19 protein-coding genes and 1 tRNA gene are annotated in these 22,227 nt (G+C 73.7%); 11 read left to right on the top strand and 9 right to left on the bottom strand.

The genetic code is table 11. The features are described from left to right. Positions 1–11 precede the first annotated feature (11 nt). From ACZ501_RS31465 to ACZ501_RS31505, 9 genes are all read left to right on the top strand, one after another. On the top strand, positions 12–1,340 hold the full coding sequence (locus tag ACZ501_RS31465) for a lysine N(6)-hydroxylase/L-ornithine N(5)-oxygenase family protein (RefSeq protein ID WP_468800014.1): 1,329 nt from the start codon (positions 12–14) through the stop codon (positions 1,338–1,340). Next, entirely contained in the window at positions 1,340–2,545 is a 1,206-nt protein-coding gene (locus ACZ501_RS31470; RefSeq protein WP_468800016.1) for an NAD(P)/FAD-dependent oxidoreductase, read from the top strand. The genes ACZ501_RS31465 and ACZ501_RS31470 overlap by 1 nt, the downstream gene beginning before the upstream one ends. Further along, positions 2,542–4,815: a class I tRNA ligase family protein gene (locus tag ACZ501_RS31475; protein ID WP_468800018.1), complete on the top strand. Its 2,274-nt coding sequence runs from the start codon at positions 2,542–2,544 to the stop codon at positions 4,813–4,815. The genes ACZ501_RS31470 and ACZ501_RS31475 overlap by 4 nt, the downstream gene beginning before the upstream one ends. Continuing rightward, positions 4,812–8,102, top strand: coding sequence for a non-ribosomal peptide synthetase (locus ACZ501_RS31480; RefSeq protein WP_468800020.1), 3,291 nt, complete (start codon positions 4,812–4,814; stop codon positions 8,100–8,102). Before ACZ501_RS31475 ends, ACZ501_RS31480 begins: the two co-directional genes overlap by 4 nt. Positions 8,103–8,167: 65 nt before the next feature. Next, on the top strand, positions 8,168–9,823 hold the full coding sequence (locus ACZ501_RS31485) for an AMP-binding protein (protein WP_468800022.1): 1,656 nt from the start codon (positions 8,168–8,170) through the stop codon (positions 9,821–9,823). Beyond that, a complete protein-coding gene (locus ACZ501_RS31490; RefSeq protein ID WP_361602140.1) occupies positions 9,816–10,103 on the top strand; it encodes an acyl carrier protein in 288 nt (95 codons plus the stop codon). The genes ACZ501_RS31485 and ACZ501_RS31490 overlap by 8 nt, the downstream gene beginning before the upstream one ends. A 3-nt stretch (positions 10,104–10,106) precedes the next feature. Further along, positions 10,107–10,721: a GNAT family N-acetyltransferase gene (locus ACZ501_RS31495; RefSeq protein WP_468800024.1), complete on the top strand. Its 615-nt coding sequence runs from the start codon at positions 10,107–10,109 to the stop codon at positions 10,719–10,721. After that, complete coding sequence (locus ACZ501_RS31500) at positions 10,718–11,782, top strand: C45 family autoproteolytic acyltransferase/hydolase (protein WP_468800026.1); 1,065 nt, start codon at positions 10,718–10,720, stop codon at positions 11,780–11,782. Before ACZ501_RS31495 ends, ACZ501_RS31500 begins: the two co-directional genes overlap by 4 nt. Positions 11,783–11,819: 37 nt before the next feature. Further along, on the top strand, positions 11,820–12,557 hold the full coding sequence (locus ACZ501_RS31505) for a 4'-phosphopantetheinyl transferase family protein (protein WP_468800028.1): 738 nt from the start codon (positions 11,820–11,822) through the stop codon (positions 12,555–12,557). Here ACZ501_RS31505 and serS read toward each other — a convergent pair. Genes serS through ACZ501_RS31535 form a run of 6 tightly spaced genes read right to left on the bottom strand, consistent with a single transcriptional unit; the run spans position 12,544 to position 18,599 of the window. Continuing rightward, the gene (gene serS, locus ACZ501_RS31510; protein ID WP_361602128.1) at positions 12,544–13,821 is read right to left on the bottom strand and encodes a serine--tRNA ligase; all 1,278 of its coding nucleotides are present in this window, start codon (positions 13,819–13,821) and stop codon (positions 12,544–12,546) included. The two genes, ACZ501_RS31505 and serS, sit on opposite strands and share 14 nt — an antisense overlap. A gap of 9 nt (positions 13,822–13,830) precedes the next feature. Next, the gene (locus tag ACZ501_RS31515) at positions 13,831–15,294 is read right to left on the bottom strand and encodes an APC family permease (RefSeq protein ID WP_468800030.1); all 1,464 of its coding nucleotides are present in this window, start codon (positions 15,292–15,294) and stop codon (positions 13,831–13,833) included. Between the two features lie 4 nt (positions 15,295–15,298). Beyond that, positions 15,299–16,282, bottom strand: a complete 984-nt coding sequence (locus tag ACZ501_RS31520; protein ID WP_361602122.1) for a ferritin family protein — start codon at positions 16,280–16,282, stop codon at positions 15,299–15,301. Further along, positions 16,279–16,872 carry a flavin reductase family protein gene (locus ACZ501_RS31525; protein ID WP_361602119.1) on the bottom strand — a complete coding sequence of 198 codons (594 nt, stop codon included), beginning with the start codon at positions 16,870–16,872 and terminating at the stop codon, positions 16,279–16,281. The genes ACZ501_RS31520 and ACZ501_RS31525 overlap by 4 nt, the downstream gene beginning before the upstream one ends. Continuing rightward, positions 16,869–17,399: a hypothetical protein gene (locus ACZ501_RS31530; RefSeq protein ID WP_361602116.1), complete on the bottom strand. Its 531-nt coding sequence runs from the start codon at positions 17,397–17,399 to the stop codon at positions 16,869–16,871. The genes ACZ501_RS31525 and ACZ501_RS31530 overlap by 4 nt, the downstream gene beginning before the upstream one ends. A 54-nt stretch (positions 17,400–17,453) precedes the next feature. Further along, entirely contained in the window at positions 17,454–18,599 is a 1,146-nt protein-coding gene (locus ACZ501_RS31535) for an acyl-CoA dehydrogenase family protein (RefSeq protein WP_468800032.1), read from the bottom strand. 248 nt (positions 18,600–18,847) lie between these two features. On the opposite strand from ACZ501_RS31535, the gene ACZ501_RS31540 reads away from it, so the two are divergent. Beyond that, the gene (locus tag ACZ501_RS31540) at positions 18,848–19,861 is read left to right on the top strand and encodes a bifunctional lysylphosphatidylglycerol flippase/synthetase MprF (protein WP_468800034.1); all 1,014 of its coding nucleotides are present in this window, start codon (positions 18,848–18,850) and stop codon (positions 19,859–19,861) included. Positions 19,862–19,878: 17 nt separating this feature from the next. Next, complete coding sequence (locus tag ACZ501_RS31545) at positions 19,879–20,025, top strand: hypothetical protein (RefSeq protein WP_361602107.1); 147 nt, start codon at positions 19,879–19,881, stop codon at positions 20,023–20,025. Positions 20,026–20,112: 87 nt separating this feature from the next. On the opposite strand, the gene ACZ501_RS31550 is transcribed toward ACZ501_RS31545, so the two are convergent. The 3 genes from ACZ501_RS31550 to ACZ501_RS31560 form a co-directional block, all read right to left on the bottom strand. After that, positions 20,113–20,781: a hypothetical protein gene (locus ACZ501_RS31550; RefSeq protein ID WP_468800036.1), complete on the bottom strand. Its 669-nt coding sequence runs from the start codon at positions 20,779–20,781 to the stop codon at positions 20,113–20,115. Positions 20,782–20,784: 3 nt separating this feature from the next. Beyond that, positions 20,785–21,876, bottom strand: a complete 1,092-nt coding sequence (locus ACZ501_RS31555; protein WP_362456781.1) for an iron-containing redox enzyme family protein — start codon at positions 21,874–21,876, stop codon at positions 20,785–20,787. A gap of 249 nt (positions 21,877–22,125) precedes the next feature. Further along, positions 22,126–22,210, bottom strand: a tRNA-Arg gene (locus tag ACZ501_RS31560). Positions 22,211–22,227: the final 17 nt, after the last annotated feature.

The raw sequence follows: 22,227 nt of genomic DNA on the forward strand, positions 1-22,227 counted from the left end.
AGGTTCCGACAATGGGGCACGAGAGCTTCCGGCCGGGCATCACGCACTTCCGCTGCGTGGGAGTCGGCGTGGGACCGGCCAACCTCAGCCTGGCCTCCCTGCTGCACAGCAGGCCGGACGTACCCAATCTCTTCCTCGACCGCAAGGAGTCCTTCAGCTGGCACGACGGCCAGCAGATCCCCGGCAGCAGCCTCCAGGTCTCCCAGTTCAAGGACCTGGTCAGCCTCGCCGACCCCGCCAGCCCCTTCTCGTTCCTGTCCTACCTGCACGCCAAGGGGCGGGTCTACCACTTCCTCAACGCCCAGTTCGACGACGTGCCGAGGCTGGAGTTCCGCAACTACCTGGCCTGGGCCAGCCGCCGCAACGAGAACATCGTCTTCGGCGAGGACGTCCGCGAGGTCGACTTCGACGACGGAGCCGGCGTGTTCACCGTCCGCACCGACCGGCGCACCCTCACCGCCGAGAACGTGGTCGCCGGCGTCGGCAGCCGCCCCTGGATCCCGCCGCAGGGCGAACACCTGCTCGGCCCCACCCAGTTCCACGTCGCCGACTACGTCCACGCCGCCCGCGACGTCGGCGGCAAGCGGGTCGTGGTCGTCGGCGGCGGCCAGTCCGGCGCGGAGGCCTTCCTCGACCTGATCTCCCGCGGCGGCTGGGACCTGCCCCGCCGGGTCTCGTGGATCTCCCGGCGGCAGAACTACTTCCCCATCGACGACTCGCCCTTCACCAACGACTACTACATGCCCAGCCACGCCGACTACTTCTACGGACTGCCGCGCGAGCGCCGCCAGTCGCTGAACTCCCACAACATCCTCACCAGCGACGGGATCTCCGAGTCAACGCTGCGCGAGATCTACCAGACCATCTACGTCCACCGGTTCGTGGAGGGCAACGAGGACCTGGTCGCCCTGCACCCGGGCCGCGAGGTCTTCGACGTCAGCCCCGGCCCCTTCGGCGGCTGGGAGGTCTGCGCCCGCCACACCGGCGAGGCCGAGTCCGTGGAGAAGTTCGAGGCCGACGTCGTCGTCTGGGCCACCGGCTACCGGCCCGCCGCCATGGACTTCCTGGCGCCCCTCACCGGCCGCCTGGAGCACGAGGGCGAGGAGCTGCGCGTCGACGAGGACTACGCCGTCCGCTGGGACGGGCCCGCCGACCGGCGGATCTTCGTACAGAACGGCGTCCGCGGCCAGCGCGGCCTCGCCGACCCCAACCTCAGCCTCAACGCCTGGCGCAGCCGGCGCATCGCCGACCGGCTGTGCGGCGTCCGCGGCGACGAGCAGCTCGCCTCCTTCATCGAATGGTCCTCCAAGGGCCCCCAGGAAGAACGGTGGAGCGCCTGATGAACACCGACAGCACCCGCGCCTGCCGCACCCTCGCCGCGGACCCGGCCGCCCGCCCGACGACCGCGCCGGCACCTGCCGACCCCTCCGACCCCGCCGTCTACCGGACCACCGCCGCCCACAGCGGCGGCCCCGCCGGAGCCCGCACCGACGTCGCCGTCGTCGGCGCCGGCATCCTCGGCGTCCTCGTCGCCCGCGAGGTCCTCGCCCGCGACCGGACCGCCACCGTCACCGTCCTCGACCGCGACATGATCGGCTCCGGCGCCACCCGCCGCTCCGCCGGACTGCACTTCCCGCGCGGCGCCGACGACACCGTCCGCACCCTGGCCGCCGAGAGCGAGCGCTACTACGCCGACCTCCACACCGCCCGCCCCGACCTGCCCATCCACCCCCTCGGCATGACCGTCCTCGCCCCCGAGGCCGCCGAGGACCGCCTCCGCGAGACCTACCTCCCCGAGGCCAAGCTCCGCTGGACCACCGAACTGCCGTCCGCCGTCCCCGCGCTGCCCCGGGACTTCGGCGCCTGGGAGGGCGACGGCTGCCAGTACGCGGACGTCCCCGCCCTGACCCAGCTGCTCGCCGCCGAGCTGCGCCCCGAGGTCTCCTTCCACGAGGGCGTCGCCGTCGAGACCGTCGCCGCCGGCCCCGGAGGCGCCCGCCTGACCCTGACCGGCGGCGCCACCCTGACCGCCGGACACGTCGTCATCGCCCCCGGCCCCTGGCTCGCGGAACCCGCCTGGCGGGACCTCGTCGCCCCGCTCGGAGCCCGCGTCAAGAAGATCGTCGCCCTCCACGTGGAGGTGCCCCCCGCCCCCGGCGACCGGGCCCTCGTCCTGGACGCCGAGGACGCCTTCCTGCTGCCCCTCCACCACCGCGGGCACTGGCTGTTCAGCTACACCTGCCGGGAATGGGACGCCGACCCCGCCACCGTCGACCCCGCGCTCACCGCCGGCCACCTGCGCGAAGCCCGCGCCCTGCTCACCCGCTACGCCCCGGGCCTCGCCGCCCACTGCCGCTCCGGCCGGGTCTTCTGCGACGCGTACGGGCCCGCCGGCACCCCCCTCGTCACCCGCCTCGACCCCTACGGCCGGCTCGTCTTCGCGGGCGCGGCCGGCGGCTCCGGCTACCGGCTGGCCCCTGCGCTCGCCGCCCGCGCCGCCGACCTGATCCCCTCCCTCCCGTCCCCGCGAAAGGCCACGACATGATCATCGCGAGTTATGACGCCGGCGCCCTGGAGCAGGCCTTCGGCATCGGCATGAGCGGCGTGGAGGGCCTGGGCACCGGCGCCGGCTGGGGCCGCGTCGCCCCCGGCGGCGCCACCGAAGGCCACCACCACGACGAGAGCGAGCTGTTCGTCATCGTCAGCGGCCGCGGCGAGTTCGTCGTCGACGGCGCACGCCACCCGGCCGCCCCCGGCACCGTCGTCCTCTTCGAGCCCTTCGAGTCCCACGTCCTGAGGAACACCGGTCCGCACGACACCGCCGGCGACCTCGTCTTCTTCACCCAGTACTGGCGCGACGCCGAACGGGCCGGGGCCCGCGCCGCCGCCCCCGCCCGCGCCGGCTTCGGCGACCGTCCCGTCTTCGTCTTCTCCACCCCGCCCACCCCCAACGGCGACCTGCACCTGGGCCACCTCGCCGGCCCCTACCTCGGCGCCGACGCCTTCACCCGCTTCCAGCGCATGAACGGCGCCGAGGCCTACCACCTCACCGGCAGCGACGACTACCAGAGCTACGTCCTCGGCGCCGCCCGCGCCGACGGCCGCACCCCCGCCGAGACCGCCGCCCACTACAGCGCCGAGATCGCCGAAACCCTGCGGCTGATGGACATACCCGTCGACCAGTACACCGTCACCGACCAGGACCCCGGCTACCGCGAGGGCGTCCAGGACTTCTTCAGCCGCCTCACCGGCTCCGGCGGGATCGCCGTCACCGAACGGGACGCCCTCTACGACGCCGCCGAAGGCCGCTACCTCTACGAGGCCGACGTCCGGGGCGGCTGCCCCGGCTGCGGCGGCACCACCTCCGGCAACCTCTGCGAGGAGTGCGGGGAGCCCAACACCGTCGCCGACCTCACCGACCCCCGCCCCACCGGCGCCGCCTCCACCGCCGCCCCGCGCCGGGCGCCCGCCGCCCGCTGGAACCTGCCCCTGCACGCCCACGCCGGCGAGGTCCGCGCCCACCACCGTCGCGGCCGCGTCCCCGCCCGGCTGCGCGAACTCGCCGACCGGCTCTTCCGCCGCCCCGCCCTCGACATCCCCCTCACCCACCCCTCCGACTGGGGCGTCGAGCCGCGCGAGGGCGACACCGACGGGCAGGTCATCTGGGTGTGGCCCGAGATGAGCTACGGGTTCCTGCACGGCATCCAGTCACTGGGCGCCCGCCTCGGCCGCCCCTGGCGGGCCGCCGACCCCGCCCCCGACTGGAAGATCGTCCACTTCTTCGGCTACGACAACAGCTTCTACCACTCGGTCCTCTACCCCGTCCTGTACCGGCTCGCCTTCCCCGGCTGGACCCCCGACATCGACTACCACGTCAACGAGTTCTACCTGCTCGACGCCGAGAAGTTCTCCACCAGCCGCCGGCACGCCATCTGGGGCAAGGAGGTCCTCAGCCCCGAGACCGTCGACTCCGTCCGCTACTTCCTCGCCGCCACCCGGCCCGAGGGCCTGCGCACCGACTTCCGGCGCGCCGCCTACGAGGCCGTCCTCGCCGACACCCTCATCGGCACCTGGCAGCAGTGGCTGACCGACCTCGGCGCCCGCGTCGCCAAGCACCACGGCGGCCGCGCCCCCGACGCCGGGAACTGGACCCCCGAGCACACCGCCTTCCTCGCCCGGCTCGGCAGCCGCCTCACCGCCGTCACCGCGGCCCTCGGCAAGGACGCCTTCTCCCTCAACCAGGCCGCCGCCGAACTCGACGGCATCGTCCGCGACACCGCCCGCTTCGCCCGCGCCGAAGGCCTCCTCACCGACACCCCCGGCTGGGAGGACGAGAACCGCACCGCCGTCGCCCTCGAACTCGCCGCCGCCCGCCTCCTCGCGCACGCCGCCGCCCCCGTCATGCCCCGCTTCGCCGCCCGCCTCGCCGCCGCCCTCGGCCAGGACGCCCCGGGCACGTGGCCCCGTACCGTCGAACTCCTCACGCCCGGCACCGCACTCGCCCTCGCCGACGCCGTCTTCTTCCAGCCCGCCCCCGACGCCGAACCGCCCCTCACCCCCTGGCTCACCCGCATCGCCCGCACCGCCCTGCGGCTCGCCGACGACGAACAGATCGCCCACCGCACCCTCACCCAGCTCGCGGCCGGCTCCCTCCAGGCCGTCACCGTCCAGTACCAGATCCTCGACGCCCTCGACGTCGACCTCTCCATGGACGAACTCCTGCACGGCGGCACCCTCGCCGAACTCGCCGCCGTCATCGCCGAACGCGCCGAGCCCTCCGCCGTCGCCGCCCTGACCTCCCGGGAGGCCCGATGAACACCCGCCGGATCCTGCGCGAGATAGCCGAGCGCGGGCTGTCCGTCGCCCTCGCCGACGGCGACCTGCGCCTCCAGGGCAACCGCGAACGGATGGACACCGAGTTCATCGCCCGCGTCAAGGCCGCCAAGCCCGCCCTCGTCGCCCACCTCGCCCGCGAGGCCGAACACGGCCCCGGCTTCCCCCTCACCCCCCTCCAGCGCAGCTACTACCTGGGCCGCAGCGGCGTCTTCGAGATCGGCGACGTCTCCAGCCACGTCTTCCACGAGATCGAGGGCGACTGGGACCTCGACCGGCTCCAGGCCTCCCTCGACACCGTCGTCGCCGCCCACAGCGCCCTGCGCTCCCGCTTCCTCTCCGACGAACGCCAGGCCACCGAACACGGCGACGCCGCCTCCCCGCGCATCGGCGTCCTCGACCTGCGCGCCCACAGCCCCCGCCAGCAGGAACTGATCCGCGCCGAACTGCGCGAGATGCGCTCCCACCAGGTGCTCCCCGCCGACCAGGCCCCGCTGCTCACCGTCGACGCCACCATCCTCGACGACGACAAGACGGTGCTCCACGTCGGCCACGACGGGCTCGTGATGGACGGGATCAGCATGTTCCTGTTCTTCCGCGCCTGGTGGCACGCCTACCAGAACCCCACCGCCGAAGTCCACGACGAACTCCCCTACGAGGACTACCTCGCCGCCCTCGAAGCCGCCCGCGACCGGGCCCCGGCCCGGCGCTCGCGCGCGTACTGGATGGAACGCGCCGACGACCTCGCCCCCCACCCCGACCTGCCCCTGCGCACCAGCCCCGCCGCACTGACCGGCACCCGCTTCACCCAGCGCGAGGTCCGCCTGGACCGCGCCTCCTGGACCGCCCTGAAGGAACGCGCCGGCTCCGAAGGGCTCACCCCCTCCGCGCTGCTGCTCGCCGCGTACGCCGAAACCCTCGCCACCTGGGGCGCGGGGGAGCGCTTCACCCTCACCACCACCGTCGCCCACCGGCCGCCCGTCCACCCCCGCGTCTTCGAGGCCATCGGCCAGTTCTCCGACACCCTCCTCGTCGAGGCCGAGATCGACCGCTCCCTGCCCTTCGCCGCCCGCGCCCGGGCCCTCCAGACCCGCCTGCACACCGACATCGACCACCGGCACTTCTCCGGCATCGAGGTCCTGAAGGAACTCGCCCGCCGCCGCGGCGGCGTGGCCGGCGCCCGCATGCCCTACACCTTCAACAGCGCCATCGGACACGTCAGCAGCGAGGTCGACGGCTCGGCACTGGAACTCTTCGGCAAGGAGGTCTTCTCCGTCAGCCAGACCCCCCAGGTGTGGCTCAACGCCTTCGCGATGGAACAGCACGGCGAACTCGTCGTCCAGCTCGACGGCATCGACGAACTCTTCTGCGAGGGCCTCCTCGACGACCTCGCCCACGGCTACCGCACCCTGCTGCACACCCTCACCGAGGGGGCCGCCTGGCAGCACCACGCCTTCGACCTGCTGCCGCCCGCCCAGCGCGCCCGCCGCGCCGCCGCCAACGACACCGCCGTCGCACGGCCCGAGGAGATGCTCGGCGACGCCATCGTCGCCCAGGCCGCCCGCACCCCCGCCGCCCCCGCGGTCCTCACCGCGAACCGCACCGTCAGCTACGGCGAACTCCTCCACCGGGCCGCCACCGCCGCCACCTGGCTGCGCGAACAGGGCGTGGGCCGCGGCGAACTCGTCGGCCTCGTCATGCACCGCGGACCCGAGCAGCTCGTCGGCATCCTCGCCACCGTCCTCGCCGGAGCCGCCTACCTGCCCGTGGACGCCGGCCTGCCCGCCGCCCGACAGGAGTACATGCTCGCCGACGGCCGGGTGCGCTGCGTCCTGACCAACACCGGCTGGACCTCCACCGGCTCCATGGCCTCCTACGACCTCACCCGCCCCTGCTCCGGCCGCGCCGAGGTCCCCGACCGGCTGCCCGGATCCGGCCCCGACGACCTCGCGTACGTCCTCTACACCTCCGGCACGACCGGCGCCCCCAAGGGCGTCATGGTCACCCACCGCAGCGTCGCCAACGTCGTCGCCGACTGCCAGGCCCGCTTCCAGATCACCCCCGAGGACCGGTTCATGGCCGTCAGCGCCTTCCACTTCGACCTGTCGGTGTGGGACGTCTTCGGAGCCCTGTCGGCCGGCGCGGCCCTGGTCATGCCCGACCACGACCGGGCCGCCGACCCCGCCCACTGGCTCGAGCTGTGCTGGCTCTACCACGTCAGCGTGTGGAACTCCGTCCCCGCCGTCGTCGGCCTGCTCCACGGCCAGGCCCGCGCCGACGGCGACGTACCGCCCGGACTGCGCCTCGTCATGATGAGCGGCGACCGGCTTCCGCCCGCCCTGCCCGCGCAGCTGCGCGCGATGATGCCCGGCCTGGAGGTCGTCTCCCTCGGTGGCCCCACCGAGACGACGGTCTGGAACATCCTGCACCCCGTCGGCGAGGACGAGGACGGCAGCGGATCCATCCCGTACGGCCGTCCCAACGCCAACAACCGGGCCTACGTCCTGGACCGCGACGGCCTCGACGCCCCCGACTGGGTCACCGGCGAGATCACCGCCGCCGGCACGGGACTCGCCCGCGGCTACTGGGGCGACCCGGAGCGCACCGCCGAGCGGTTCTACGAGGACCCCGGGCGCGGCGAACGCCTCTACCGCACCGGCGACCTCGGCCGGTACCTGCCCGACGGCAGCATCCAGATCCTCGGCCGCACCGACTTCCAGATCAAGATCAACGGCTACCGGATCGAGGCCGGGGAGGTCGAGACCCGCCTCGCGGCACTCGCCGAGGTCTCCCGCGCGGTCGTCGCCGCCCAGGGCAGCCGGCTCATCGCCCACCTGGTCCCCTCCGGCAGCCACCGCCCCCACCTGACCGAACTGCGCCGGGCCCTGCGCGCCGACCTGCCGGACTACATGCTCCCGGCGGCCGTGCTCTGGCACGACGAGCTGCCGCTGACCGGCAACGGCAAGGTGGACCGTACGCGCCTCGCCGCGCTCGGCGCCGAGGAGGGAGCCGGCCGGGAGGGCGGCGGCAGCGCCCCCGCCACCCAGGCCGAGAAGATCCTCTGCGACATCTGGTCCACCGTCCTGCGCCGCCCCGACATCGGCGCCCTCGACACCCTGGCCTCCCTCGGCGGCGACTCCATCGCCGCGGCCCGCATCCTGACGGCGGCCCGCAAGCGGTTCGGGGTCACCCTCACCCTCGACCAGTTCACCGAGGCGGACACGGTCCGCGCCATGGCCAAGGCCCTCACCCCGGCGGCCACCCGATGACCCGCCATCAGGGGCGCGGGGAACTGCGCGCCCAGCCACAGCAAACCGGCAGCCGGCAACCGGCAGTGCCTGATCAGGGGCGCGGGGAACTGCGCGCCCAGCCACAGCAGACGGGCAGCCGACAGCCGGCGGTACCCGATCAGGGGCGCGGGGAACTGCGCGAACAGCCCCCACCGGCCGGCAGCCGGCACACGACCGTCCCCGACACGATCCGCCGCATCACCACGGCGGAGCCGACCGGCGGCCACCTCCACGTGGCCCGCCTGGAAGGCACCCGCACCGTCCCCCTGCGCGAGCTCCACGCCCGCTCCGGCCACCTCGCCCGCCACCTGCGCGAGCACCACGGCATCGGCCCGGGCGACCGCATCGGGATCCTCGCCGCCAACAGCCTGGAATGGGTGCTGCTCGACCTGGCCGCCCTGCGCCTCGGCGCGCAGACCGCCGGCCTGGAGCCCGGCAAGTTCACCCCGTCCCCCGAACTCCTCGACGACTACGCCCTCCACCTGCTCTGCACCGACCAGCGCGCCGACGGAGTCCCCGACACCCTCCCCATGGACGGCCTGTGGGACCTCGCCGCCCCCGGCGACGGCCCCGACACCCCCCTGCCGCCCGTCACCTGGCGCTCCGAGGACGTCACCACCCTCAAGTTCACCTCCGGCAGCACCGGGATCCCCAAAGGGCTCGGCGCCACCGCCGGCAGCATCGACAGCTCCCTGAAGGCCGTCCAGGAGATCTTCCACCACACCCCCGACGACCACCTCTTCGTCTTCCTCCCCCTCTCCCTCCTCCAGCAGCGCTACTGGGTGTACTCCGCCCTGCTGCACGGCCACGACGTCACCGTCACCACCTACGAGGCCGCCTTCGCCACCCTGCGCCGCGTCCGCCCCACCGTCGTCATGGGCGTCCCCGCCTTCTACGAGAGCGCCCGCCGCCAGATCGAGGCCCGCCTGCGCCGGCCCGCCGGCCGCACCCCCGCCCAGGTCGCGCGCACCCTCTTCGGGGACCGGATCCGCTACCTGTGGACCGGCTCCGCCCCCGCCTCCCCCGCCGTCCTGCGGTTCTTCAACGACACCGCGGGCCTGCCGCTCTACGAGGGGTACGGGCTCAACGAGACCTGCATCGTCACCAAGAACCACCCCGGCGCCCACCGCGAGGGCAGCGTCGGCCGGGCGGTGCGCGGCAAGGAGGTGCTGATCGGCGAGGACGGCGTCATCAGCGTCCGCAGCACCCACCCGGTCAACAACCACTACGCCTATGCCCGCCCCGGCGACTCCGAGAAGGTCTTCTCACCCGACGGGACCGTCCGCACCGGCGACCTCGGCCACCTCGACGAGGACGGCTTCCTCTTCGTCCACGGCCGCGCCGACGACGTCATCGTCCTCGACAACGGCAAGAAGGTCATCGTCCGCCCCATCGAGGAACTCATGCGGGCCGACCCGGCGATCGCCGAATGCGTCCTGTTCAGCCCCACCCAGACCGAGCTCGTCGCCGTCGTCTCCCCGGCCGGCCGGCCCGCCGACCACCAGGCCATCGCCGCCCGCCTCGCCGCCGTCAACGCCGCCACCACCGCCGACGAGCGGATCAGCCGCGTCGTCGTCGCCGATCCGCCGTTCAGCATCGAAGGCGGCCTGCTGACCTCCCAGTACAAGCCGAAGCGCCCCGACATCCGGGCCGCCTACCACGCCCCGCTGCACACCCAGGAGGCCGGAATCCATGCCTGACACCGCCGACGCACGCGCCGAGATCGAGGCCGCTGCCCGCGACCAGCTCTCCCTCGTCCTGATCCCCGAGGTCGAGCCCCAGGAGGTCGACCCCGACGCCGACATGGTCTCCGCCTACGGACTGACCTCCCTCAACAAGGTCCTCTTCCTCACCGAGGTCTGCGAGGAGACCGGCGTCGACCTCGCCCACTTCACCGAACACGACCTCGCCGCCATGAAGACCCTGCGCGACGTCACCGAAGCCCTCGCCCGCCACCACCACGCCACCACCGGAGCCTGAACCATGAGCGCCCTGAGCTGGACCGAGCACACCGCCGCCGTCCTGGAGAACGACCGGGTCCGCCTCACCCCGATCACCGAGGCCGACCGCGAGGGCGTCCGGGCGGTGGCCATGGACCCCGACATCTGGCGCTACTTCGTCGCCGCCGTCGCCACCGACGCCGACTTCGAGGCCTTCTTCGACGCCGGGCTCGCCGACCACGCCGCCGGCCGCCGCGCCGTGTGGACCGTCACCGACAAGGACAGCGGACGCATCGCCGGCAGCATGAGCTTCGGCAACATGGCCGAAGCCGACCGGCGCCTGGAAGTCGGCTGGTCCTGGCTCGGCCGCGACTTCCGCGGCCGCGGCGTCAACCACTGGTCGAAGGCCCTGCTGCTGGAACACGCCTTCGAGGTACTGGGCGCCGAACGCGCCGAGTTCAAGACCGACGTCCTCAACACCCGCGCCCGCCGGGGCCTCGCCAACATCGGCGCCACCGAGGAAGGCGTCCTGCGCAGCTTCAACTACATGCCCGGCGGCCGCCGCCGCGACGCCGTCTTCTACAGCGTCCTGCGCTCCGAATGGCCCGCCGTCCGCGCCCTCCTCGCGCTCGGCCCCAGGAAGGCCGTACCGGCATGAACGAGGACCCGACGGGACCCGCCATCACCCTCGTACGGGCCTCCGGCACCCCCTACGAGATCGGCCGCGCCCACGGCCGGGCCCTGGCCGCGCCCCTGCGGGCCTTCCTCGACGACGGCGTGGCCCGCCTGGCCCACCTCGTCGACCGGCCCCTGACCCCGGCCTCCCTGCTGCCCTCGATCACCGCCCACCGGGAGGCGGTCGAGGCGGCCCTGCCCGACCTCGCCGAGGAGGTCGCGGGCCTCGCCGACGGAGCCCGGATCAGCCGGGACGAGGCCTGGCTGCTCCAGCTGCGCCGCGAACTGACGGGCTACTCCGCGGTCCGCTCCGGCGGCGACTGCACCGCCTACGCCCGCACCCGGCCCGGCGCCCCGCCCGTCCTCGCCCAGACCGTCGACCTCAGCGGCAACCTCGACACGCACATCGCCGTCCTGGAGACCGCCCGCGCCGGCGCCGCCCGGCGCTCCCTCGTGCTCAGCTTCGCCGGACTCCTCGGCTATCTCGGCGTCAACAGCGACGGCCTCGCCGTCGGACTCAACCTCGTCCTCGGCGGCACCTGGCGCCCCGGCGTCCCCCCGTACCTGGCCATCCGCCACCTCCTGGACACCGCCGCCGACACCGCCCAGGCCTTGAAGGTCCTCGCCGGCCTGCCGCTGGCCAGCTCCCGCTCCCTCCTGCTCTGCGACCGCGAACGGGTCCTGTACGCCGAACACCTCGACGGCGAACTGCGCGTCACCGAAGCGGCCCCTGGCGAACTCGCCCACACCAACCACTACCTCCACCCCGACTTCGCCCCCGCCGACGAGCTGAACGTCTTCGCCCGCAACTCCTCGCTGCGCCGCCTCGCCGCCGCCCGCGAGGGGCTCGCCGCCATCCCCGGCGACGCGGACGCCGAAGACCACTTCGCGCTGCTCGCACGGCCCCCCGTCCGCGTCCCCGACCGGGGCGACATCCGAGCCGAACGCACGGTCGCCGCTGCCGTCGCGTTCCCGGCGGCCGGACGGCTCCACCTCCGCCCGGGCGACCCCGCGCGCTCCCGCACGCAGGTGTTCACCCTGTAGCCGTCCACGGCAGGGACGTGTCCGAGAAAGGAGCGTCATGGACGCATGGCTGGTCGACCTCGACCAGGTCGCCCCCACCGACATCAGCGCGCACTATCCCGAGGGCCTCACCGAGGACGAACTGCGGCGCGGCGCCGAGTTCGTCCACGCGCGTGCCGCCCACCGCTTCTACCGCGCCCGGCTCACCGTCCGGCGCCTGCTGGCCGAACGCCTCGGCCTCGACGCGCACGACCTGCGCATCCACTACGACCCCGCCGGCAAGCCCTACCTGCCCGACCAGCCCGGCACCCACGTCAGCTGGTCCCGCTCCGACGGCCTGCTCCTGCTCGGCGCCACCGAGACCGGACCCATCGGCGTCGACGTGGAACTGGTCCGCCCGGCCGGCACCAGCCTGGACGTGCTCACCTTCGTCTACCCCAAGGTCCCCGACGGCGTGGGCCCCGAGACCTTCTTCCACGCCTGGACCCTGCTGGAGGCCGCCGTCAAGGCCACCGGGCGCGGCCTCACCGACGGGGCCGGGGAGGTCGACCTCGCCTTCGGCCCGGACGGCTCGGTCACCCTGCGCGGGATATCCGGGCACGGCACCCGGCCCTGGCACGGCCACACCGCGCTCCAGCCCACCCGCCAGGACTCGCCGTGGGCGATGACCGCCTTCGTCTCCCGGGAACTGCCCCCGGTCACCGTCCTGACCTGGCCCGACCCGGACCGGGCCGGTGACCTCGTACGGGCCCGGGCCCGGGCGCCGGTCCGGGGACCGGGGCTCAGGGCGCGCTGACCACCGGCGAACCGTCCGCGGCGATCGCCGAGAAACCGGTGTACGGGACCAGCGCGGGCGGCACGGCCACCGAGCCGTCCGCGCGCTGGTACTGCTCCAGGACCGCGACGAGCGTACGGCCCACCGGCAGCGCCGAACCGTTCAGCGTCGCCGCGAACTCCTTGCGCCCGTCCCGGCCGCGGACCCTGATGCCGGCCCGGCGCCCCTGGAAGTCCCCGCAGTCCGAGCAGGAGGAGATCTCCCGGTAGGTGCCCTGGCCCGGCAGCCACACCTCGATGTCGTAGGTGCGCCGGGCGGCGAAGCCCAGGTCGCCGGCCCGCAGTTCGACCACCCGGTGGGCAAGGCCCAGCCGCTGGAGCGCCGTCTCCGCGTGCCCGGTCAGCAGCTCCAGCTGCGCGGCGGAGTCCTGCGGCCGGCAGATGCGCACCAGCTCGACCTTCTCGAACTGGTGCAGCCGCACCAGCCCCCGCGTGTCCCGGCCGTACGAGCCGGCCTCCGCCCGGTAGCAGGGCGTGCACGCGGTCAGCGCCAGCGGCAGCCCGCCCTCCTGGAGGGTCTCGCCCCGGTACAGGTTGACCAGCGGCACCTCCGCCGTCGGGATCAGCAGGAGGTCCCGGTCGGCGGCGGTCGTCAGGAACAGGTCGTCCTCGAACTTCGGCAGCTGCCCGGTGCCCGTCATCGTCTCCCGGGTCACCAGGTGCGGCACCCCGTGCTCGGTGTACCCGTGCTCGGTGGTGTGCAGGTCCAGCAGGAACGCGGCCAGCGCCCGCTCCAGCCGGGCCCCGGCCCCCCGGGTCACGGCGAACCGGGACCCCGACAGCCTGGCGGCGCGCACCTGGTCCAGGATCCCGAGCCGGGTCCCGATGTCCACGTGGTCGCGCGGGGTGAACGCGAAGCCGGGCACCTCCCCCCAGGTGCGGCGCACCACCGGCGGGTCCTGCTCGGTCCCGTCGGGCACGTCCGGGCCGGGCCGGTTGGGCACCGCCGACAGCAGCGCGCCGAGCTGCTCCTCCGCCTCCCGGAGCTCCTCCGACACCGACCGCAGGCGCTCCTTGGCCTCCGCCATCCGGGCCCGCGCGGCCTCGTCGGGGCGGGTCCCTCCCCGGGCGGAGCGGTTCTGCTCCGCCCGCAGCTTGTCGCGCTCGGCGACGAGCCGGGCGCGCCGTTCGGTCAGGTCGCGCAGGGCGGCCCGGTCCAGGACGTGTCCGCGGCGGGCCAGATCGGCCTCGGCCGCCTCCTGGAGCAGGCTGTGGGGGTCGTGCATGACGGCTCCTCAGTCCTCGTCGGTGACGTGTGCGGTGGCGATGGCCCGGTACCGGGCGGGCGAGCGGGCCCGCAGCCACCAGGCGTAGCCGAGCCCGCCGAGGGCGGCGCCCGCCATCAGCCACGGGATCCGGTTCACCCAGACGGACGTGGTCCCGGTGACCAGCGCGAAGTTGCCCAGCAGCAGCCGCAGCGCCCCCAGCAGGCCGGCCAGGGCCAGTACGGGAGCCAGCCGGGTGCGCCACCAGTGCGCCTCGGGGTGCCGGCGGAAGAACACCAGCACGGCCACGGCCACCGCCGCCTGGAGGGCGACGATCCCGACGGTGCCGAGCGCCAGCATCGTGGTGGCCAGGTTGGTGTACGGATGCGCCCCGGCGAGCGCGAAGGCGGCGCACACGGCGGCCGTGGCCACCGACAGCACCGCGCTCGCCCGGTGCGGGGAGCCGTGCCGGGGGTGCACCCGCGCCAGCGGGCCCGGCAGGACCCGCTCCCGGCCCAGGACGAACAGGTACCGGTTCGCGGCGGTGTGCAGCCCGAGCAGCGCCCCGAACAGGCTGGTGCACAGCAGCACCTGCATCACGCCCGTCGCGAAGGTGCCGAGGTAGTCGTCCGACAGCCGGAAGAACAGGTCGCCCAGCTCCCTGCCCGCGGTGTCCGCGACCCGGTCCGCGCCGACCGCCCCGACCGCCGCCCAGCTGATCACCGCGAAGAAGACGGTGATGAGCACGACCGACGCGTACGTGGCGACGGGCACGCTGCGGCGCGGGTCGCGGCTCTCCTCCCCGTACAGCGCGGCCGCCTCGAAACCCACGTACGAGATCAGCGCGAACATCAGTGCCACCCCGAGCCCCGGCGCGAGGACGGTGTCCGGCCGGAACGCGGCGGCCGGCAGGGTGTCCGCGCCGTGCCGCACGCCGATGGCCAGCGCCAGCAGACCCAGCACCGCCACCTCGGCGACCATCAGCACCGCCAGCAGCCGCGCGCTCAGGTCGATCCGCCGGTAGCCCATCACCGCCGTGAGGGCCAGCGCCCCGCCGGTCCACACCGGCCACGGCACCGGGAGGCCGTGGGCGGCCGAGACCAGTTCGGCGAAGTACCCGAAGGCCCCGGCCACGCCCGCGACCGCCGCCGTGTAGGCGACGACCGCCGTCAGCCCGCCCGCGACGGCGAGCGGCCGCCCCAGGCCCTGCCCGATGTACGTGTAGAAGCCGCCCGCGCCCACCACGTACCGGCTCATCGCCGCGTACCCGACGGAGAAGCACAGCAGTATCAGGCCGGCCAGGGCGAAGGTGGCGGGGACGCCCGCGCCGTTGCCGATGGCGTAGGCGAGGGGCACCGAGCCCACCACCCCGGACATCGGGGCGGCCGCGGCGACCACCAGGAAGACGATCCGGGGCGTCGTCAGCGTGCGCCGCAGCCCCGGCCCGGCGGCGGCTTCCCCCGTCGCCGCGCCGACGGGGATCGTGGAGGTCACCGGATCACCTCGGGTGGTTGCGGATGATGTCGACGGCCTCCGGGACGCCCATGTACGGCAGCCGCACCTCGGCCATGTCGTCGGTCCACCGCTCGGCGAGGTCGTAGCGCTGCTTGGGCGTGGTCTCCAGCAGCCTGCACCCGGGGAACACCTCGTAGCCCTCCAGCAGCTCCGCGTGCGCGAACATGCCCTCCTGGAACAGCTCCTCGCGCTCCAGCACGAACTCCTCCGAGGGCAGTTCGTCCCACAGCCGCCGGCCCCGCCGGATCAGCTCGATCAGCCGCGGCCGGTACGAGGGAGTGCGGGCCAGGTGCTCGCGGACGATCGAGCTGCCCACCGTCAGGTGGCGGATCTCGTCGATGGACGCCCCGCGCGCGATCTCCGCGGCGGCCGGGTCCAGCAGGGTCCACTTGCGCTCGCTGAGCTCGGCGGCGGGCGCCAGCACCCCCTCGATGACGATGGTGAACACCGCGACGGCGCCGATGAAGTCGCCCTCGTCGCGCACCACGGACGTGGCGAACTCGGCGATCGGGTTCAGCACCCGCCGCGTGTAGTCGGCGCCCTGCTCCCTGATGAAGCCCAGCAGCCCCGCCGCGGGCACCCCGAGGTCCACCAGGTGCTTGCGGAAGATCATCGCGTGCCGGGCCTCGTCGACCACCTGCGTGGTGAAGAACTCCTGCTCCACCACCCCGGGCGCGCCGATCACGTAGTGGGACAGCACCTCCACCGCCCGGGACTCCGCCAGCGACCGGTTGCCCAGCTCCAGCACGAGCGCCTGCCGCAGCGGCCCGTCCTCCTTCATGTGCGCCGGCGTCTCGGCGGCGTGCCCGGCACCCGCCCGCCCGCGCAGCGTCCCCTGCGCGACGGCCGACAGCCAGTACCCGAGATCGCACTCCTCGGCGGTCAGGGTCATCTCCTGCGCCCCGTCGAGCAGGTTGGGCGCGCGGTCCCAGTCGGCCTCGACGGGGACCTGCGAAGCGGTGCTCATGATGCGACCTCACTGGGGGAAGCGGGAACGGGGACGGACGCGGCGGGGGTGACACAGGCGCTGTGCATGCGGCCGGCGAAGCTCAGCATCGGCGAGTCGACGGCGTGACGGCCGCCCGTGACCTCGGCGAGGAGCATGTCGTGGTCGCCGACCTGGTGCCAGCCCAGCACCCGGCACGCCATGTGGGCCAGGCTCCCGCCGATCAGCGGGGCGCCGGTGAGCGGGTCGGTGGTCCAGTCGAAGCCGTCGAACTGGGCGTCGCCGAGCGGCCGCGAGGGGTTCGCGAAGCGGCGGGCCACGTCCTGCTGCGCCGAGCCGAGCACGTTCACCGAGAAGCGGCCCGCCCGGCGGACCATCGCCGCGAAGGTCGAGGTCGGCCGCAGGCACGCGCCGAGGACCAGCGGGTCCCGGGACAGGGTGACCACGGCGCTGGCGGTCGTGCCGTGCCGGACGCCGTCGCGGCTCACCGTCAGCACCGTCACGCTCGACGCCAGCCGGCGCAGCGCCAGCCGGGCCGCCTCCGGGTCCTCGTACCCCTCGGCGGGTGCGGCGGGGGAGCGGTCGGTGAGCCAGGCCGGGTAGCGGCTCACCGGGTCACCCCGACGGCCGGGGCGGTGGCGGCGACGGTCGCGGGGTGCTCCTCGTACGGCAGCGGGACCCGCCCGGCGGTGGCCGAGCGGCGTTTGAGCATCGCCGTCACCTGGTGCACCAGCGGCGTGTCCTCCGGCTCGAAGGGCAGCCCGAACGGCTTCAGGAAGTTCCCGAAGACGCCCCGGTCGCCGAAGACGTGGAACGGCAGCGCCAGCAGCGCCCACTCCGGCCCGATCAGCCACATCCACAGCAGGCCGACGGCGGCGACCGACAGCAGGCTGTGCATCGTGTTGTAGAGGACGTAGTAGGCCTTGGGGATCCGGCCGTCGGCGCTGCGCCGGTAGGCGACGGCGCCCGGGATGTAGCCGATCAGGTCGATGTAGAGGAACAGGCCGATCGCCGCGAACCAGTTGATGTCCGTGAAGTGCCACAGGATGAACCCGATCGTCACGGCGAACGCGACCAGGTACTCCAGGCGGTGCAGGCTGAAGGTGACCGGTGACTCCACCGGGTTCTTGATGTCCATGGGGGCCGTCCTTCCGACGGGCGGGCTGCGGTGTGCTGCGGGCGGGCCGAACGGTCAGGACAGGCGCAGCGGCCCTCCCGCGAAGTAGCCGGCCAGCTCCGCGGCGACGCTCGCGCGCGACGGCGGGTGGAAGGCCAGGGCCCGCACCGCGGACGACAGGTACGCCACGTCCCCGGAGCGGATGAAGGCCATCCCGCCGAGCATCTCGACGGCCTGGTCGACGGTCCGCGCCAGCAGGTCCTGCGTCGCGTAGCGGGCGGTGAGCACCGCCGCGACCGCCTCGTCGCCCTCGGTCCCGTCCTCCAGGGACCGGGCCGCCCCCTCCACCAGCGACACCGCCGCCTCCAGGCGCACCGCCAGCTGCGCGCGCTCGGGCGCGCTGCCGCGGCCGCCGTCGAGCACCTGCGCGACCAGCGCGGACGCGGCGCCCACGTACGAGGAGGTGGCGAGCAGCTCGAACCAGGTGAAGCCGGCCGTCTGGAGGTCGTCGAGCCGTTCGGCGTCCTCGGGGGTGCTGTGGATGACGAGGTCCTCCGGCACCTCCACGTCGGTCAGCCGGACCTCGTCGCTCTGCGAGGCGGCCAGCACGGGCGTGGCCCAGAACGGCCGGGTCTCGATGCCAGGGGAGGAGGCGGGGATCAGCATCAGCGCCAGCGAGGAGCGCCCGTCGTCGTGCGCCACCATCACACTGGCCGTCAGCACGTCCATCGAACGCGACAGGCTGCACGGCTTCTTCGAGCCGTTGACCAGGTAGCCGCCACCGTCCGGCACCCGGTCGGCCACGACCGCCGGCGCCAGGATGTTCTGGTCGGTACGCCCCTCCGCCCAGCCCGACGCCAGCAGCAGCCCGTCGGAGGCCACCGCCGACATCAGCTTCAGCTGGGCCGGGGTGAGCCGGTCCGCGACCTCCGCCAGGCGGAAGAGCATCGCCACCGTGAAGTGGTGCATCACCGTGGCCACGCCCAGCGAGGGCGAGGCCGCGGCGATCGCCCGCTGCACCCGCACCGCCTGGAGCGCGGAGGCCGCCGCGCCGCCGTACGCGGCCGGCACGAGCAGCCCGGGACCGCCGTGCTCGCGGTACAGCTCCAGCACGGGGCTGTCCGCGCCCTCCCGGGTCATGAGCGGCAGCTCTTCGAGTGCGTCGAGAAGGCCTGCGTGGAATTGCTCGCAGATCCCGCGCGCTGTCGTCAGGGAACGCATCGCCGTGTTCTCCTCGGGCTGTCTCGGAATTCTCTTCCGCACCGGCGGGGATTCCCCGTGATCCGGAAGTCAATATGCGGTGAGAAGTCTTTCACCCGCTATCTGACTGAGGCCTGACGCTCTTCTGACCAGCGTTTTCAACTGACCCTCCGCTGACGGACAGCTGACCGGAAGGCCCGGCGGGGGTTGTGGGGGAGGGCTCCGCATGCCATAAGTGAAGAATCTGTCGGCGCGAGAATGGATCTGAAATGACGGAAACGGTTCTGGAGACGGATGTCGCGCTCGACGCCATCCGGCAGTACGCGGACGCGGGAAATCCGAGCGCCTATTTCGCCTTCAGTGACGGGAACAGCCATTTCCGGCTCCCGGACGTGCCCGGGGTGATCGTCTACCGCCCCGTCGGGCGCTACCTGGTCCAGTTCGGCGGCCCGTTCGCCCCCTTCGCCCCCGCGGGTCCGGGCGGCCCCCGGGCCCGGCTGCTGGCGGGCTTCACCGCCTTCGCCGCCGAACAGGGCCGCGAGGTCGTGTCCGTACAGCTCCAGGGCGCCGACGCCGACGTCTACGTCGACCAGGGCTTCACCGTCAACCAGATGGGCGCCTCGTACGCCGTCGACCTGGAGGCGTTCACCCTGGCCGGCACCCGGTTCATGCAGCTGCGCAACAAGATCTCCCGCGCCCTGCGCAGCGGCCTGGAGATCGCGGAGGTCGAGTACGACGCCTACGCCGACCGGATCGCGGAACTCGACACCGCCTGGCTCTCCACCAAGGGCGAAGGCGCCAAGCCGCTGGAGTTCCTCGTCGGCCAGACCGGCGGCCGCTACCAGCACCTGCGCCGCCTGTTCGCCGCCGTCCGCGACGGACAGCTGATCGGCTACGTCTCCTACGCCCCCGTCTACGGCCCGCAGGCGGGCTGGATGCACGACCTGAGCCGCCGGCGGCCCGACGCCCCGCCGGGAGTGATGGAGGCCCTCAACAAGGCCGCCATCGACGTGTTCACGGCCGAGGGCACCCGCTGGCTGCACTTCGGCTTCACCCCCTTCACCTCGCTGACGGCCCCGCAGTTCCCGGGCCACAGCCGGGGCTTCCACTGGTTCATGGAGCACCTGTGGGAACACGGCGCGCACATCTACCCGGCGCGCACGCAGCTCGAGTACAAGCAGAAGTGGGCGCCCTCCGCGGTCCTGCCGGAGTACATCGCCTTCCAGCACGGCGCGAGCCTGCCGGCGCTGGTCCACGTCTTCCGCGCCTGCAACGCGGTCTGAGAGGGAGGTCGTACGTGATGTCCGAGGAGATCCAGACCCAGGGCCTGCTGCTCGTGGACCGCTTCCAGGCCTGCGCGGCCGCCCCCGACGACCCGGAGGCCGCCCGCCTGTGCGAGGCCGCCCTCACCCGCCTGGACGAACTGCTGCGGGAGGCCGGGGAGTAGCCCGGCGCGGGGCGTGCGAAGGGGGGCGGTGAGGATTCCTCCTCACCGCCCCCCTTCGTGTGCCCGGCCCCGCCTGCCCCGGGCCGCTCAGCGCAGGGCCGGGCGGGTGTGCAGCAGGGTGCCCGCCGGGCCGCGGACCAGCATCGGGCGCCGGCGCAGGGCCGGTTCGGGGCCGGCCGGACGGGACGCGTGGGCGACCAGGACGTCCTGGACCACCGGCCCGCCGGGGCCCGCCCGCAGTTCGTGGCGTTCGCGACCGACCGCCCGCCGGTCCCACAGCAGCCCCTGCCCCGGCGCCGGGGCCGCGTCCAGCAGGGGCGCGGACCCGCCGGGCCCGTACAGCCGGGACCGGGCCGTCCCGGCCCCGGTCCGCCCTACCACCGCCACGAGGGCGAACCCGCCGGCGCCCGGGACCGGCCCGGGCAGCCGGACCGGGACCGCCGCCCCGGCCGGGGCGACGGTGCGCAGCAGGTGCAGCTCGATCAGCCAGTCGGTGTGCACGTCCAGCCACGGCCCGCCCAGGGCGCGCCGCAGCAGCGCCGCGAGCCCCGCCTCCAGGCGCCGTTCGGTCCCCTCGTACGGCACGTCGTACGGAGCGTCGTACGAGGGGACCGGCAGGAAGAGCCAGTCGTCGTCCGCCGTCCACGACATCCGCAGCCGCACGACGCGGTACGGAGGCTCGCGGAAGGCGGCGGCGACCGCCCCGGGAACGGGGCCCAGCCCGACGAGCGCGAAGCCGTGCTCCCGCAGGGACACGGCTCAGCCCGCGGCGACGGGCGTGCGCGCGGACGCCGGCCGTGCCAGCTCCAGGCGCTCGTCGAGGTGACGGGCGGAGGAGTTGGCGCGCCACAGCGCGCCGCGGGCGATGCCCCGGCGCATGTACGCCGTGTCGGCGCTCGGGATGACCACGTTGTGGAACCACCCCGCCGCGTGCTGGGAGTCGATGGTGATGTGCAGCCGGTGGTAGGTGATCCCGACCTCGGGCAGCCCCAGCCGCTCCCAGGCCCGGACGACGTTGCGGAACCGGTCGGGCGCCAGCCACTCGGTCATCCCCAGGAAGCCGACCGCCTCCGGGTACAGGTGCCGGTAGCGGCACAGCAGCACCGCGAGGTTCCCCGAGTGCAGGTCGGTGGTGGTCATCGCGGCCTCGAGGTCCTCGGGGCGCACGTCGAAGACCTCGTAGATCTTGTTGAAGAGGTGGGTGTGCACGGCCTCCGGCTCGCCGTTGCCCATTTCGTCCCAGTAGTTGGCGGCGATCTCCATCTTGCTGGCGCCGGCCGTGCCGATCTGCATCATCGCGAGGAAGTCGTCGAAGCGGCCGTCGATCAGGGACTCCTGGATGACGTACGTGCGCAGGTCCTCGCTCTGCGCCTCGCGGTTGATGAAGTCCGTGTAGTACGGGTGCTTGAACGCCCGGTGCTTGCGGACGAGCCCCTTGAGCCAGGACAGGAACTGCCTGGGCTCGGTCGGCGCCGACTCCAGCAGCCCGGGCTCCAGGTGGGCGTCCTCGGCCTGGAGGGTGGCGTTCTCCAGCAGCCGGGTGACCTCGTGCAGCAGCACCGAGCCCTCGGCGCTCGGCCGGTCGGGTATCTGCATCACCGTCTGGTAGATGCGCGACAGCAGGAGCTGCTGGTGGTAGTGGGCGTCGTCGCGGCCGGGGCCGGCGACGGCGGCGGCGTTCATCTCGGTGACGGCCTCGACGACGCGGGCGCGCTCGCCCAGGAACTTGGCGTCGATCTCGTCGGCGTCGACGGTCAGCCAGGACGAGACCTCGTCCACGAGCGCGGCGGCGTCGGTCCTGCGGATCGTGGGAACGTTGGGGTGGTCGCTGGTGGGCAACTGCGTCTCCATGTCTCTCGGGGTCCCTCGGGAAGACGACGCCGTGGTCGGGGTCGCGCCGGGTCGGGGAAGAGGAAGGACATACGTCTCCGTCACGCGGACGCGCGGGCGGACGGGCGTGCTGCGCTCGCTCCGCGAAGCCGGGGACGAGAGGGGCGCCGAAGGGGCCCTGCCGTGCTCGCGTGCACGGGGCCCCTCATGCCAAAGCACGCGCACCCCTGGTCGTCGGATCGGGATGCGCGTGCCTGGGATGAGCACCTGCGGAGAGGGCAGGATTCGAACCTGCGTGGGCAGAGCCCGTCCGGCGCGGAGCCGGACCCCATTCGGCCGCTTTGGGTACCTCTCCAACGGCCTTTCTCTGCC

The organism is Streptomyces sp. NPDC034085 (assembly GCF_055575555.1).

What these genes read in the sequence shown, in the direction of transcription:
- ACZ501_RS31490 (WP_361602140.1), top strand. Translation starts at nt 9,816, where the DNA reads ATGCCTGACACCGCCGACGCACGCGCCGAGATCGAGGCCGCTGCCCGC.
- ACZ501_RS31505 (WP_468800028.1), top strand. Translation starts at nt 11,820, where the DNA reads ATGGACGCATGGCTGGTCGACCTCGACCAGGTCGCCCCCACCGACATC.
- ACZ501_RS31495 (WP_468800024.1), top strand. Translation starts at nt 10,107, where the DNA reads ATGAGCGCCCTGAGCTGGACCGAGCACACCGCCGCCGTCCTGGAGAAC.
- ACZ501_RS31480 (WP_468800020.1), top strand. Translation starts at nt 4,812, where the DNA reads ATGAACACCCGCCGGATCCTGCGCGAGATAGCCGAGCGCGGGCTGTCC.
- ACZ501_RS31545 (WP_361602107.1), top strand. Translation starts at nt 19,879, where the DNA reads ATGTCCGAGGAGATCCAGACCCAGGGCCTGCTGCTCGTGGACCGCTTC.
- ACZ501_RS31465 (WP_468800014.1), top strand. Translation starts at nt 12, where the DNA reads ATGGGGCACGAGAGCTTCCGGCCGGGCATCACGCACTTCCGCTGCGTG.
- ACZ501_RS31530 (WP_361602116.1), bottom strand. Translation starts at nt 17,399, where the DNA reads ATGGACATCAAGAACCCGGTGGAGTCACCGGTCACCTTCAGCCTGCAC.
- ACZ501_RS31475 (WP_468800018.1), top strand. Translation starts at nt 2,542, where the DNA reads ATGATCATCGCGAGTTATGACGCCGGCGCCCTGGAGCAGGCCTTCGGC.
- serS (WP_361602128.1), bottom strand. Translation starts at nt 13,821, where the DNA reads ATGCACGACCCCCACAGCCTGCTCCAGGAGGCGGCCGAGGCCGATCTG.
- ACZ501_RS31555 (WP_362456781.1), bottom strand. Translation starts at nt 21,876, where the DNA reads ATGGAGACGCAGTTGCCCACCAGCGACCACCCCAACGTTCCCACGATC.
- ACZ501_RS31520 (WP_361602122.1), bottom strand. Translation starts at nt 16,282, where the DNA reads ATGAGCACCGCTTCGCAGGTCCCCGTCGAGGCCGACTGGGACCGCGCG.
- ACZ501_RS31470 (WP_468800016.1), top strand. Translation starts at nt 1,340, where the DNA reads ATGAACACCGACAGCACCCGCGCCTGCCGCACCCTCGCCGCGGACCCG.
- ACZ501_RS31500 (WP_468800026.1), top strand. Translation starts at nt 10,718, where the DNA reads ATGAACGAGGACCCGACGGGACCCGCCATCACCCTCGTACGGGCCTCC.
- ACZ501_RS31535 (WP_468800032.1), bottom strand. Translation starts at nt 18,599, where the DNA reads ATGCGTTCCCTGACGACAGCGCGCGGGATCTGCGAGCAATTCCACGCA.
- ACZ501_RS31540 (WP_468800034.1), top strand. Translation starts at nt 18,848, where the DNA reads ATGACGGAAACGGTTCTGGAGACGGATGTCGCGCTCGACGCCATCCGG.